9 protein-coding genes are annotated in these 12,898 nt (G+C 61.4%); 6 read left to right on the top strand and 3 right to left on the bottom strand.

Going from position 1 to position 12,898, the window contains the following annotated elements:
* Positions 1-37: 37 nt before the first annotated feature.
* The gene (locus NXC14_RS15330; RefSeq protein ID WP_085778867.1) at positions 38-1,441 is read left to right on the top strand and encodes an MATE family efflux transporter; all 1,404 of its coding nucleotides are present in this window, start codon (positions 38-40) and stop codon (positions 1,439-1,441) included.
* Between the two features lie 16 nt (positions 1,442-1,457).
* Here NXC14_RS15330 and NXC14_RS15325 read toward each other — a convergent pair whose 3' ends face one another.
* Positions 1,458-1,778, bottom strand: coding sequence for an antibiotic biosynthesis monooxygenase (locus tag NXC14_RS15325; RefSeq protein WP_085778866.1), 321 nt, complete (start codon positions 1,776-1,778; stop codon positions 1,458-1,460).
* A gap of 326 nt (positions 1,779-2,104) precedes the next feature.
* On the opposite strand from NXC14_RS15325, the gene NXC14_RS15320 reads away from it, so the two are divergent.
* A complete protein-coding gene (locus tag NXC14_RS15320) occupies positions 2,105-3,877 on the top strand; it encodes an adenylate/guanylate cyclase domain-containing protein (RefSeq protein WP_085778865.1) in 1,773 nt (590 codons plus the stop codon).
* Positions 3,878-4,175: 298 nt separating this feature from the next.
* Here NXC14_RS15320 and carA read toward each other — a convergent pair whose 3' ends face one another.
* Positions 4,176-5,381: a glutamine-hydrolyzing carbamoyl-phosphate synthase small subunit gene (carA, locus tag NXC14_RS15315; RefSeq protein ID WP_085780136.1), complete on the bottom strand. Its 1,206-nt coding sequence runs from the start codon at positions 5,379-5,381 to the stop codon at positions 4,176-4,178.
* 269 nt (positions 5,382-5,650) lie between these two features.
* Here carA and NXC14_RS15310 point away from each other — a divergent pair, with 269 nt between their 5' ends.
* Positions 5,651-6,106 carry a GatB/YqeY domain-containing protein gene (locus NXC14_RS15310; protein WP_085778864.1) on the top strand — a complete coding sequence of 152 codons (456 nt, stop codon included), beginning with the start codon at positions 5,651-5,653 and terminating at the stop codon, positions 6,104-6,106.
* Between the two features lie 3 nt (positions 6,107-6,109).
* Here NXC14_RS15310 and NXC14_RS15305 read toward each other — a convergent pair whose 3' ends face one another.
* Positions 6,110-7,000 carry a hypothetical protein gene (locus NXC14_RS15305; protein WP_085778863.1) on the bottom strand — a complete coding sequence of 297 codons (891 nt, stop codon included), beginning with the start codon at positions 6,998-7,000 and terminating at the stop codon, positions 6,110-6,112.
* Between the two features lie 666 nt (positions 7,001-7,666).
* On the opposite strand from NXC14_RS15305, the gene dnaG reads away from it, so the two are divergent.
* The 3 genes from dnaG (at position 7,667) to NXC14_RS15285 (ending at position 12,810) form a co-directional block, all read left to right on the top strand.
* Positions 7,667-9,664: a DNA primase gene (dnaG, locus tag NXC14_RS15295; RefSeq protein WP_085778862.1), complete on the top strand. Its 1,998-nt coding sequence runs from the start codon at positions 7,667-7,669 to the stop codon at positions 9,662-9,664.
* Positions 9,664-11,532 carry a DNA helicase RecQ gene (recQ, locus tag NXC14_RS15290; protein WP_085778861.1) on the top strand — a complete coding sequence of 623 codons (1,869 nt, stop codon included), beginning with the start codon at positions 9,664-9,666 and terminating at the stop codon, positions 11,530-11,532. The genes dnaG and recQ overlap by 1 nt, the downstream gene beginning before the upstream one ends.
* A gap of 90 nt (positions 11,533-11,622) precedes the next feature.
* Positions 11,623-12,810 (top strand): glycine C-acetyltransferase, encoded by a 1,188-nt coding sequence (locus NXC14_RS15285; protein WP_085778860.1) that lies wholly within the window; start codon positions 11,623-11,625, stop codon positions 12,808-12,810.
* The last annotated feature ends 88 nt before the right edge of the window (positions 12,811-12,898 follow it).

The raw sequence follows: 12,898 nt of genomic DNA, 5'->3' as shown, positions 1-12,898 counted from the left end.
ACGCGGCGTTGCAGATCTCAATCACAGGACTGGTGTCATGGACACGCCGATCGACGCGCGCAGCCTTGCGCCGACAAACGATAATCGTTGGGGTGCGCATTTTCGTGCAACACTGGCGCTCGGCATTCCGCTAATCGGCGCACAGCTCGCTCAGCTCGGCATCAATACCACCGACGTGATGATCGTCGGCCGCCTCGGCGCCGAGCATCTGGCAGCGATGGTGCTGTCGGCTCAATTCCTCTTCACCATCCTCATCTTCGGTTCGGGTTTTGCCATCGCCGTCATTCCGATGGTGGCGCAGGCCTATGGCCGCGGCGACGTCGTCTCTGTGCGCCGATCGCTGCGCATGGGTCTGTGGGTGGTGATTGGATATTGGGCCGTCATGCAGCCCGCCTTCTTCTATTCCGAACAAATCCTGCTCTTCGCGCAGCAGAAGCCAGAGGTAGTCAAGCTCGCGCATGGCTATATCATGATCGGTCAGTTCGGTGTGCTGCCGGCACTGCTCTTCAACGTGATGCGCGCGCTGGTCAGCGCCATCGGCAAGGCCGGCATCATTCTCAACGTCACCATCGTGACGCTGGTGATGAACGCGTTCTTCGCCTATGCCCTCGTGCTCGGCCATTTCGGCTTTCCGGCGATGGGGCTCGAGGGTGCGGCGATCGTATCGGTCGTGGTGCAGACGGCTGGTTTCCTCTTCATCCTTGCCTTCGTGCAGAGGCGGGAGGAGACGCGCCGCTACGAGATCTTCGTGCGGTTCTGGAAGCCCGACTGGCATGCGCTGCTGGAAGTCATCCGGCTCGGTTTCCCCATCAGCGTCACCATCCTTGCCGAGGTTAGCCTGTTCACGGTGGCCTCGCTGCTGATGGGCTATATCGGCACGATCGAACTCGCCGCCCACGGCATCGCCCTGCAATGGGCTTCGATCGCCTTCATGATCCCGCTAGGCCTCAGCCAAGCGGCGACGGTGCGCGTGGGCGTCGCCCACGGGCAGGGCGATTATGACGGGCTGGTGCGGGCTTCGATCATGGTGTTCATCCTCGGCTGCGCCATTTCGGCGGTGGGCTCGGTGCTCTTTGCCACAATGCCCCAATTCCTCGGCAGCTGGTTCCTCGACGTCAGTTCGCCCGAGGCGCCCGAGGTGCTCTCCTATGCCGGGCCGCTGATCGTCGTTGCCGGGCTTTTCCAACTGGTCGACGGGCTGCAGGTGATCGCTAATGGACTGCTGCGCGGCCTGAAGGACGCGCGCGTGCCGATGATCATGGCGCTGATAGCTTACTGGCCGATTGGCTTCTTCCTAGCCTGGGCCTTCGCTTTTCCGTTGGGTCTGGGCGGCATCGGCATCTGGTTCGGCTTCCTCGTAGGGCTGGCGGCGGCCGCCGCCATGCTCTGCGGACGCTTCTATCTTCTCGTTCGCCGGGAGGGCGCGATCGCCGGCGTCTGAGCCGGCGTCCTTTCCCTCAGGCCGCGACAGGCTTGTAACTGCCGATATCGGCTCGAATGCCGAGACGCGAGAACATTTCCTGCGGATCGAAATTTGCGGCCTTGTGGGCGGCCGTCACGGCTGCTCGCGCACGCTCGACGACTTCGGTATTTTTCCATTCGGCGATGGTAACGAAATTGAATTCGCCGGGACCTGAGACCTGCTCCAGCACCCGGTGATCGATGAAGCCCTCCTGTGCCTCCAGCAGCTTGTGGGTCATCATCACTTTGACAAGAAATTCCTCACGCGCCGCCGCCGGCACGATGAACTTGTCGACACGATAGAAAGCTCCGCTCATCTATATCTCCTGCATCGGATCTGCGGGTTGTTCTGTAATTCCTCAAGCATGGTTGAGGTCAATAGTGAAAGGGCAGGGGCCGGTCGAATGTCCATTCCTTTCCTGTTTCGGGGACATTGTCCAAGCTTGATGCAACGGTGCGCCAGAAGCGGTTGCTGGCTCGGCTTCAAGTAACGACAGAGCAGGCATTGCGTGCAGCTTCAACGTTGGGTGCGTCGATGAGCGATTGGACAAGTCGATCTCAGCCAAGATCGCTCCAAGCCGCGGCTAGAAGTTCTTTCTTGCCTTCTGTCTCCCTGCTATCCTGGAAGTGAGGAGACCGCGCCATGAGCGAGAACCGAAAGCTGGCTGCAATCCTGGCCGCAGACGTGGTCGGGTACAGCCGGCTTGCCGGCGCCGATGAGGACCGCACCCTGGCGAGGTTACGGGCACTGCGCAGCGATCTCATCGATCCGACGATCGCCGTGCACCATGGCCGGGTGGTGAAGCGCACCGGCGATGGTGCGCTGGTCGAGTTCCGCAGCGTGGTGGACGCCGTGCGCTGTGCCATTGAGGTGCAGAACGGTATGCTGGAGCGCAATGACGGCGTGCCGCAGGACCGTCGCATCGAGTTTCGGATCGGTATTCATCTGGGCGACGTCGTGGAGGAAAGCGATGGCGATCTGATGGGCGACGGCGTCAACATCGCCTCGCGATTGGAGGGCGTCGCCGCGGCAGGCGCGATCTGCCTGTCCGAGGATGCCTATCGCCAAGTCAAGGCGAGGCTCGACCTCTCGGTCAGCGATCTCGGCAGCACGCTACTCAAGAACATTGCCGAACCGATCCGCGTCTATTCGCTGCAAGTCGGCAGCGTCGGGACCAAGGCAGCCGCCACCTCGGAAACCGCAACGAGTCCACCTGCGAGGGCAACGTCGCCGAAGCTGTCGATCGCCGTCCTGCCCTTCGCCAACATGAGCGGTGACGCCGAACAGGACTACTTCGCCGACGGCATCTCGGAAGACATCATCACGGCGCTATCGAAGTTGTCGCAGCTCTTCGTCATCGCCCGCAATTCGTCATTTACCTTCAAAGGCAGGAACGTCCATGTGCAGGAGGTGGGCACGAAGCTCGGCGTGCGGCATGTTCTTGAGGGCAGTGTGCGCAAATCAGGCAACAGGGTACGCATCACCGCGCAGCTCATCGACGCGACCACCGGCGGGCATCTATGGGCGGAGCGGTTCGATCGAGACCTGACCGACATTTTCGCGGTTCAGGACGATGTCACGCAGCAGATCGTCGACGCACTGGCGGTCAACCTGACAGAAGGTGATCGGAAAAGGCTGGTGCCGGGCCAGACCGGTCACCCCGAGGCCTATGACTGCTTCCTGCGTGGCCGGGAGCTGTGGCACCGGCTGACGAAGCAAACGAACAGCGACGCCCGCGATCTTTTGCAACATGCCGTCGAACTGGACCCCAACTTCGCCTCGGCACATGCCTTTCTCGCCCTTACCCATGGGCTCGACTACCTGAACCGGTGGAGCGCGTCGCCGCAACGCTCGCTCCAGCAGGCCGAAGAGGCTGCGATGCTGGCGGTGGCGCGGGATGAGAGCGACCCCGTGGCGCACTGGGCATTGAGTGTCGTCAGGCTTTACTCACGGCAGCACGATAGAGCCATCGGCGAGGCCGAGCGTGCGATAGGCCTCAACCCGAACTTCGCCGAAGGGCAGGTCAGCCTCGGCGAGGCACTTCTCTATTCAGGCAGATCTCACGAGGCACTCGCCTGTTTCGATCGGGCGAGGATCTTGAACCCGTATTTTCCGGATGTCGTTCTCCACTTTCAGGCCTGGGCCTGGTTTCAACTGCGAAGGTACGAAGAGGCCGTTGAATTGTTGGTGCAGCGCGTGAGCCGCAATCCCGTCACCGACGTCTCTCGCGCGCTTCTGGCCGCCTGTTACGGACACCTCGGCCGGTTCGAAGAGGCTCGGGCGACGTGGCAAGAGGTGCTGCGCGTTAATCCCGACTTCTCCTTGGAATACCGCCGCAAAGTCTTGCCCTTCAAGAACCCCGCCGATTTCGACCTCGCCATGGAGGGGCTACGCAAGGCCGGTGTCGTACAATGATGAGTGATCAATGCCCGATCTTGAACCTGTTCGCCATTTCGGCGGAAGATGAACAACAGCCGGTGCCGGCGTAACCACCACCTCCAGCGCAATCTGCCATCAAGGTCTGCTTTCAGGAAGCTGCGAAGTCGCCCTCTACTTGCGGCGCAAAGCAGCCCTATCCTTCAACAAAGAAAAAAGACGCTATGGGCAGATAGCGGTCCTTTCTCTGATAGCTGTCTTTCAAGATTCAAGAGATGCCACATTACGTTGGTGGCTGCCGGTTTAACAGAGTTTGCGAAACCGGCACTTCTTGAAACTAGCGCTCTGCAAGCGCCGGTTCGCCCTTCTTCTCGCGCACCATGTTGACGAAGCGGCGGAAGAGATAGTGGCTGTCCTGCGGGCCGGGGGAGGCTTCCGGATGGTGCTGGACGGAGAAGACCTGCTTGCCGAGCACGCGCAGGCCGCAATTGGTGCCGTCGAAAAGCGAAATATGAGTCTCTTCAACGCCGTCGGGCAGCGACTTCGAGTCGACCGCGAAGCCGTGGTTCATCGAGACGATCTCGACCTTGCCCGTCGTGTGATCCTTGACCGGATGATTGGCGCCGTGATGGCCCTGGTGCATCTTTTCGGTCTTGGCGCCCAAGGCGAGGCCGAGCATCTGATGGCCGAGGCAGATGCCGAAGACCGGGATATCGGTCTTAACAAGCGTCTTGATGACAGGAACGGCATATTCGCCGGTTGCCGCTGGATCGCCGGGACCGTTCGACAGGAAGATACCGTCCGGCTGCAAGGCGAGCACGTCTTCGGCGCTCGTTGTTGCCGGCACGACGGTCACCTTGCAGTCGAGGCCGGCAAACAGGCGCAGGATGTTGCGCTTGACGCCGTAATCGAGGCAGACGACGTGATATTTCGCATCCGCCGCACCGAGTTCGCCGTAACCTTCGTTCCAGACCCACGGCGTCTGCGCCCATTGTGAGGACTGGCCGGACGAGGCGATCTTGGCAAGATCGAGACCTTCCAGGCCGCTCCAGGCCTTGGCTTCGGCCTTCAGCGCCTCGATGTCGAAGACGCCGTTGGCGTCGTGGGCGATCACCGCGTTCGGGGCGCCGTTCTCGCGGATCCAGGCGGTGAGCGCACGCGTGTCGATGCCGCAAAGGCCGATGATGCCGCGGGCCTTGAGCCACTGGTCGAGATGCTTGGCGGCGCGGTAGTTCGAGGGGTCGGTGATGTCGGCCTTGAAGATGACGCCGACGGCGCCGTGGCGGGCGGCAGGCGTCAGGTCCTCGATATCTTCGTCGTTGGTGCCGATATTGCCGATGTGGGGAAAGGTGAAGGTGACGATCTGGCCGAGATAGGAGGGGTCGGTCATGATCTCTTCGTAGCCGGTCAGCGCCGTGTTGAAGACGACTTCAGCCTGGACCTTGCCGGTGGCGCCGATGCCCTTGCCTTCGATCACTGTGCCGTCGGCAAGAACGAGCAAAGCGGTCGGCTTTTCGGTTGTCCAGGGTGCTGTTGCGGTCATCTTCATCCCGTTTCCGGCGGCCGATGCGCTTAGCCGCGCTCGTCGCCATTTGATCTCGCAGACGTGTGGGCACGGCAATGCCGCGCGCTTCAGGCCTGATCACGAATTTTGGTGCAGGTGGCGGTAAATAGCCACGCAATCGCTGAGCGTCAATCTTTGTAGCCGGGATTGCGGCCGTTTTCTTGCGCTTTATCGCGCCGATGGCGCAATTTATTTGATCCGTCGCATCGGCGTGGTTTATGAAGCGGCATCAAAAAAGGAGTGAAGACATGCTGCGCGATCAACTCGCCACCCAGCTGAAAGAGGCGATGAAGGCCAAGGATTCGGAGCGGCTGTCGACCGTTCGGCTGATTCAGGCGGCGATCAAGGACCGCGACATTGCCAATCGCGGTACCGGCAAGGAGCAGGCGAGCGACGACGAGATCCTGCAGATCCTCGCCAAGATGGTGAAGCAGCGCGACGAATCGGCAAAGATCTATGAGGAGAATTCCCGACCGGAGCTCGCTGCCAAGGAGCGTGCGGAAATCGCCGTCATTCAGGACTTCATGCCGAAGCAGCTTTCCGACGGCGAAGTGCGCGCCAATATCTCGGCGATTATCACCGAGACGGGTGCTGCCGGCGTCAAGGACATGGGCAAGGTGATGGCGGCGCTCAAGGAGCGTTATGCCGGCCAGATGGATTTCGCCAAGGCATCGGCAACCGTCAAGGAGCTTTTGAACGGATAAGCCTCAGATGGCCCGTCTCGCCTGCGGCTCTTCACCGACCGCAGGTCCGAGCACGGCCTCGGCGGCGGCATCGACGATCGCAAACTTCGCCGCCTGGTAGTTCCAATATTCGAGGATAAAGCGCCGGGACAGCCAGAAGTCGCCCTTGCGCGAAGGTTCTGTCCAGCCGACGCTTTCCATGGTCGTGGCCTGGGTCAGAAGCCGCTTCAGATGGGTATTCGAAATCATGAATTGCTCGCGGAGCTCCCGGAGCGACAGTGGGCCGATAACGACGCGCTCGGCCGCCCGAGGAAATTGCGGAAGGCGGGAGATCAGGTAATCCATCACCAGTCCGCCGGAATTCGCCCAGTTGAAGAGGTTGAAGGTGGGGCCCGGATTGCGCACGGACTCACTGCCGATGATCGCCCTTGCGATCCGCGGCTGAATCGCAGCCATTGTCGCGGAGGGGTCGGCGGTGATCTGGTCGGCGCGTTCGCCGCCGTCGAGGCTGTCGAGGATCATCATATGGGTGACGAGCCATCGGATGAAATGCTGTTCGGCGATTTCGGTCGGTTCCAGATAGCGTGTGCGCTTGTCAGGTCCAGGCCCCACACGCAAGAAACGATAGGCCAGCATTTCCTGCATGAAGGCCGCGGCCGTGTTGCGGCTGGCGATGTCATTCTTGACTGCGAAATCGACAAAGCGGCCGGAATAAAGGCCACCGCTCTGGCCGTCGTCGGGATGACCGTAATGAAGTGCGAAGCCGGCATGGGCCATCAACCAGCGCTGCTGCGCGGCGAAAATCGATGCGATGCGCGGGCTCTCGCGATAGATCGCAAGCAGTTGATTGGCGCAATAGAGGATCGCAGCGAGAAAGCGATCGTCTGCTGCAAGATTTTCCGCGGTGAAAGCCATTGGGAAGGGTCCAGGAGTTCGGCGCAACATCTTTCATTCACGCGCCGTCTGTCAACGGTTCCGTCGATAAGCGGTTAATTTTAAAGGGAGAGTTGGCAACTGAGCCTAAAATTTAAGAAGGCAGGAGCTGGGGGCGCTCCTGCCTTCTTGCTCTTTGCTTCCGCCGGCAACGCAGGGCTGAGGCCCAAGCCGGAGGGTATTTGCAAAGGCACCCTTGCGAAGCGGCGCCGGGGGTAGGGATGGTGCTTCGCTCGGGGATCGCTTTGTTGAGATCAAACCTATTGCGGTGCGGCCGTCTGTTCAAATTACAAAAAAATAATGATTGCCGGAAAAGGCGCTTCGAGAGGCTTCGAAGCGAAGGTTCGACAAGCGCCGCGAGGATGAGGACGCCCAAGCGGCGGCTGCGATAAGTGACTGTTTTGGAAAGATTTAATTCAACTCAGCCGAACGATCCCGCTCATGCCGAAGCGCCTGCAGTGCCCGGCTTCAGAGACGTTCGGCGACAATAATGTCGCACCCTGTCGCAGTGGTCGGTCACGAGTTTTTGATTGGATAACTGACGCCGCCGACGTCGGTGCACTTGCCTGTGAATAGCGGGTTTTCCTGACGAGTTTCGTGGCATGGCGCGGCAAAGCAGCTTATATGGAGCTTGGCCAAGAGGGATAAATGCGCTTTTCGAACACCTTTCTCGATGAGATCCGCGACCGCGTTCCGATTTCGAACGTGATTGCGCGCCGCGTCAGCTGGGACAAGCGTAAGACCAATGTCTCGCGGGGCGACTACTGGGCCTGCTGCCCCTTCCATGGCGAGAAATCGCCGAGCTTCCACTGCGAGGACCGAAAGGGTCGGTATCACTGCTTCGGCTGCGGCGTCACCGGCGATCACTTCCGCTTTCTGACGGAGCTGGAGGGCTTGAGTTTTCCCGAGGCGGTGCAGCAGATCGCCGACATGGCCGGCGTGCCGATGCCGCTTGCCGATGCCGCGATGGAGAAGCGCGAGAAGGAGCGCGGCTCGCTGATCGACGTCATGGAAATGGCGACCAGCTTCTTCCAGGACCAGCTGCAGACGGCCAATGGCGCAAAGGCGCGCGCCTATTTGCGCGATCGCGGGCTGACGGGGCGTACCATCGAGACCTTCCGTCTCGGTTATGCGCCTGACAGCCGCAATGCGCTGAAGGAATTCCTCGCGGGCAAGGGCGTCTCCAAGGAGCAGATCGAGGCCTGCGGCCTTGTCGTTCATGAAAACGTGCCGGTCTCCTACGACCGTTTCCGCGACCGCATCATGTTCCCGATTCTTTCGTCCCGGGAAAAGGTGATCGCCTTCGGCGGCCGCGCCATGTCATCAGATGCGCCGGCGAAATATCTGAACTCCAACGAGACTGAGCTCTTCCACAAGGGTAATGTCCTTTACAATTTCGCCCGCGCGCGCCGCGCCATACAGGGTCCCGGCCGCGGCGATCAGGATGACAATGCGAGCGGCACCATCATCGCCGTCGAAGGCTATATGGACGTGATCGCGCTCTATCAGGCGGGTATCGAAAACGCCGTTGCGCCGCTCGGCACTGCGCTCACCGAAAACCAGCTCGAGCTGCTCTGGAAGATGGTGCCGCAGCCGGTGCTCTGCTTCGATGGCGACGGCGCCGGCATTCGCGCCGCCAATCGCGCCGCCGAGTTGGCGCTGCCGCGTCTGAAGCCCGGCCGTTCCGTCCGCTTCGCGCTTCTGCCTGACGGCAAGGACCCGGACGACCTCGTGCGCGACGAGGGCCGCGCGCCTTTCGACAAGGTGATGAGCCAGGCAAAGCCGCTTTCGGAGATGCTGTGGAGCCGGGAGATCAACACCGGCAAGTTCGATACGCCCGAGGCGCGCGCCGAGCTCGAAGCGCGGCTGAAGCAGCTCGTCGCCGTCATCGCCGACGAGAATGTGCGCCGTCATTACCAGCAGGATATTCGCGACCGGCTGAATGCCTTCTTCCAGCCGCAGTTCCAAAACCGCAACAGCGGCGGGCGGCGCGGTTTCAGCAGCAGCCCCCGGAGCGCCCTCGACAAAGCGGCCAAGGCAGGACCGAAAAGCCCCAGCCTGATTTCCGATCGGCTCGCCCGCTCAGGCCCGGTGCGCGGACACCGGGACAATACGGCGTTGCGCGAAAGCGTGCTTGCGCTCACCATCGTCAATCATCCGGCCCTGATGATCGATGATTATGATGAAATCGCCGCGATCGAATATGACAGCCGCGAGCTGCAACGGCTCTGGTCGGCGATGCTTGGCGCAGCCGCTGCCGTCGCCGGTCCGCATCTGACGCGCGAATATCTGACTGAGCGGCTGGAATTCGAAGGTTTCGGTCCGCTCATCAAGAGTCTCGACCAGCAGGTGCGCAATGCGAGGCTCTGGACGGCGACCGAGGAGGCGGCGATGGAGGATGCTCGTGAAGGCTATCGTCAGGCGCTCGCCTTCCACAAACGGGCGAAGGCGCTGCGCCGGCAGAAGATGGAACTCGAACGCGAGATTGCGCTGGCGACCGAAGCCGGCGACGGCGAGGCGATCATTCAGCTGATACGGGCGCAGCAGGAAGTGCATCTCGAAGGCGTACGCCTCGAGAACCAGGAGGCGATTATCGACGGCTTCGGCGTGCTTTCCGGCCGTGTCAAAGGGGCGGCGAACCACTGATGCCGCTCAGCGAACGCAAGGAGCCCGGTTTTTTCGTTTCCGATGCGCTGTTTCCCGCCGGCCGCTCGCCTCTCGACGTCCTGAAGCAGGTCTATGGTTATTCCTCCTTCCGCGGCAAGCAGCAGGAGGTGGTCGAGCACGTGGTTTCAGGCGGCGATGCCGTGGTGCTCTTTCCGACAGGTGCAGGCAAATCGCTCTGCTTCCAGATCCCGGCGCTTTGCCGTGACGGCGTCGGCATCGTCGTTTCGCCGCTGATTGCGCTGATGCGCGATCAGGTGGAGGCGATGAAGCAGCTCGGCATCAGGGCTGCGGCACTCAATTCGTCGCTGTCGCGCGAAGAGTTCGTCGAGGTTCGCCGTGCGCTTTCGGCTGGAAAGCTCGACCTTCTCTACGTCACGCCCGAGCGCATCCTGACGGACGGTTTTCGCGAGCTAATCGCCAGTGATAAGATTGCGCTGTTTGCGATCGACGAGGCCCATTGCGTCTCGCAATGGGGCCATGATTTCCGCCCGGAATATCGCGAGCTCGGCCGCCTCGGTGAACAGTATCCCGGCGTTCCCCGCGTGGCATTGACGGCAACGGCCGACCCGCACACGCGTGACGATATCATCGAGCGGCTGGGGCTCGGCAAGGCCGAAATCTTCACCACCAGCTTCGACCGGCCGAATATTGCCTATGAAATCGTCCAGCGCGACCAGCCGCGCCAGCAGCTGCTGCGCTTCCTCTCCGGCCATAAGGGCAACAGCGGCATCGTCTATTGCCTGTCGCGCGCCAAGGTCGAGGATACGGCCGATTGGCTGAACGGGAAGGGCATCCGCGCACTGCCCTATCACGCCGGCATGGACCGGGCGCTGCGCGACGCCAATCAGGATGCTTTCCTGAAAGAAGAGAATCTGTGCCTGGTCGCCACCGTCGCCTTCGGCATGGGCATCGACAAGCCGAATGTGCGCTATGTCGCCCATCTCGACCTGCCGGGTTCGGTGGAGGCCTATTATCAGGAAACCGGGCGCGCCGGCCGAGACGGGTTGCCGTCCGAGGTCTGGATGGCCTATGGCATGGCCGACGTTATCCAGCGCCGCCGCATGATCGATGAGGGCAACGCCGCAGACGAAATCAAGCGGGTTGAGCGCGCCAAGCTCAATTCTTTGCTCGCGATCTGCGAAACCGCCTCCTGCCGCCGGCAGGCGATCCTTGCCCATTTCGGCGAGGCGCATGCCGGCCAATGCGGCAATTGCGACACCTGCCTGAAGCCAGTCGAGACCTGGGATGGCACGGAAGCGGCGATCAAGGCGCTGGCCGCGGTCTACCGCACCGGCGAGCGGTTCGGCGCCGGTCATGTCATCGATGTGCTGGTCGGTAACGTCAACGAAAAGACCGAGCGTTTCGGTCATGTCGATATGCCGGTCTTCGGCGCCGGCAAGGACATTCCGGCGCGGACTTGGCAATCCGTCTATCGCCAGCTGCTCGCCATGGGGCTGATCCGTATCGATCATGAGGCCTATGGGGCGCTGAAGCTGGAGCCGGAGGCGCGCGCCGTCTTCAAGCATGAACGGCAGGTCTTCTTCCGCAAGGACCGGCCGGCATCGGAACGGCGTACGAAGAAGGCCGAGCGCAGCGAGCGCAAGTCAGGCCTGTCGGGCGCCGACGGCACGCTTTTCGAGGCGCTGAGAGCCGAGCGCATGGCGATCGCCAAATCGCTCGGCGTGCCGCCTTACGTCGTCTTTCCCGATACGACGCTGATTGCCTTTGCGACGGAACGGCCGCGCAGCCGCAAGGAATTGCTCGGCATATCGGGCGTCGGGCAATCGAAGCTCGAGCGTTATGGCGACACTTTCCTGGAGATCATTCTCTCGCACAACAAGGATTGAACGGGCTCGCTGATTTTGGCGCAGCGAGAAGACAAGCAAGCAGCGATATGCTAACCCGATTGCTATAAAAAACGTCAGGAAGGGCCGCCCATGACCTCGCCATTTCTTTCTCATCTCCGGGCCGAGATTTCGGCGCTCAGAGATGCCGGCCTCTACAAGTCAGAGAGGGTCATCCGTTCCAAGCAGGCTGGCGAGATTGCGATTTCCACCGGCGAGCGGGTACTGAATTTCTGCGCCAACAACTATCTCGGCCTTGCTGATAACGAAGAGCTGGCCGAGGCCGGCAAGAAGGCGCTCGACCGCTATGGCTACGGCATGGCCTCGGTGCGCTTCATCTGCGGCACGCAGGAGGAGCACAAGCAACTTGAAGCACGCATTTCCTCCTTCCTCGGCATGGAAGACACGATCCTCTATTCCTCCTGCTTCGACGCCAATGGCGGCCTGTTCGAAACGCTGCTTGGCGAAGAGGATGCGATCATCTCCGACGCGCTGAACCATGCCTCGATCATCGATGGCGTGCGTCTCTCCAAGGCCAGGCGCTTCCGGTACGCCAACAACGACATGGCAGCGCTGGAAGAAGAGCTGAAAAAAGCCGAAGGCAGCCGCTTCAAGATGATTGCGACCGACGGCGTCTTCTCCATGGACGGCATCATCGCCAATCTGCAGGGGGTGTGCGATCTCGCCGAGAAATATGGCGCGATGGTCATGGTCGACGACAGCCACGCCGTCGGCTTCGTCGGCAAGAACGGCCGCGGCTCGCCGGAACATTGCGGCGTCGAGGGCCGCATCGACATTATCACCGGAACGCTCGGCAAGGCGCTCGGCGGCGCTTCAGGCGGTTATACCTCAGCCAGGGCGGAGGTCGTCGAATGGCTGCGGCAGCGCTCGCGGCCCTATCTGTTCTCGAATACGCTCGCCCCCGTCATCGCCGCTGCCTCGCTGAGAGTGTTCGACCTGATCGAAAACGGTGATGCCCTTCGCAAGCGCCTTTCCGACAATGCCGATCTCTTTCGTATTGAAATGACCAAGCTCGGCTTCAAGCTTGCCGGCGAAGGCCATCCGATCATCCCGGTCATGCTTGGCGATGCCAAGCTCGCGCAGGACATGGCAAGTCTGATGCTGAAGAAGGGGATCTATGTGATCGGCTTCTCTTTCCCTGTGGTGCCGAAAGGCCAGGCCCGCATCCGCACGCAGATGTCGGCGGCGCATTCGAGGGCGGATGTGGAGCGGGCGATTGCAGCCTTTGCCGAGGCCGGGCGGGAGTTGGGGGTGATTTGAGCGGGGCTTGCTTCCTCTTCTCCCCAGGGGGGAGAAGATGTCCGTCAGGACAGATGAGGGGGGTGAGCGAAGCGAGGTTTCGAGCGGT

Source organism: Rhizobium sp. NXC14 (assembly GCF_002117485.1).
Classification (GTDB): domain Bacteria; phylum Pseudomonadota; class Alphaproteobacteria; order Rhizobiales; family Rhizobiaceae; genus Rhizobium.
The sequence above is the reverse complement of the archived record's forward strand: the minus strand, read 5'-3'. Positions and strand labels throughout refer to the sequence as shown.

What these genes read in the sequence shown, in the direction of transcription:
- NXC14_RS15330 (WP_085778867.1), top strand. Translation starts at nt 38, where the DNA reads ATGGACACGCCGATCGACGCGCGCAGCCTTGCGCCGACAAACGATAAT.
- NXC14_RS15325 (WP_085778866.1), bottom strand. Translation starts at nt 1,778, where the DNA reads ATGAGCGGAGCTTTCTATCGTGTCGACAAGTTCATCGTGCCGGCGGCG.
- NXC14_RS15320 (WP_085778865.1), top strand. Translation starts at nt 2,105, where the DNA reads ATGAGCGAGAACCGAAAGCTGGCTGCAATCCTGGCCGCAGACGTGGTC.
- carA (WP_085780136.1), bottom strand. Translation starts at nt 5,381, where the DNA reads ATGACCGCAACAGCACCCTGGACAACCGAAAAGCCGACCGCTTTGCTC.
- NXC14_RS15310 (WP_085778864.1), top strand. Translation starts at nt 5,651, where the DNA reads ATGCTGCGCGATCAACTCGCCACCCAGCTGAAAGAGGCGATGAAGGCC.
- NXC14_RS15305 (WP_085778863.1), bottom strand. Translation starts at nt 7,000, where the DNA reads ATGGCTTTCACCGCGGAAAATCTTGCAGCAGACGATCGCTTTCTCGCT.
- dnaG (WP_085778862.1), top strand. Translation starts at nt 7,667, where the DNA reads ATGCGCTTTTCGAACACCTTTCTCGATGAGATCCGCGACCGCGTTCCG.
- recQ (WP_085778861.1), top strand. Translation starts at nt 9,664, where the DNA reads ATGCCGCTCAGCGAACGCAAGGAGCCCGGTTTTTTCGTTTCCGATGCG.
- NXC14_RS15285 (WP_085778860.1), top strand. Translation starts at nt 11,623, where the DNA reads ATGACCTCGCCATTTCTTTCTCATCTCCGGGCCGAGATTTCGGCGCTC.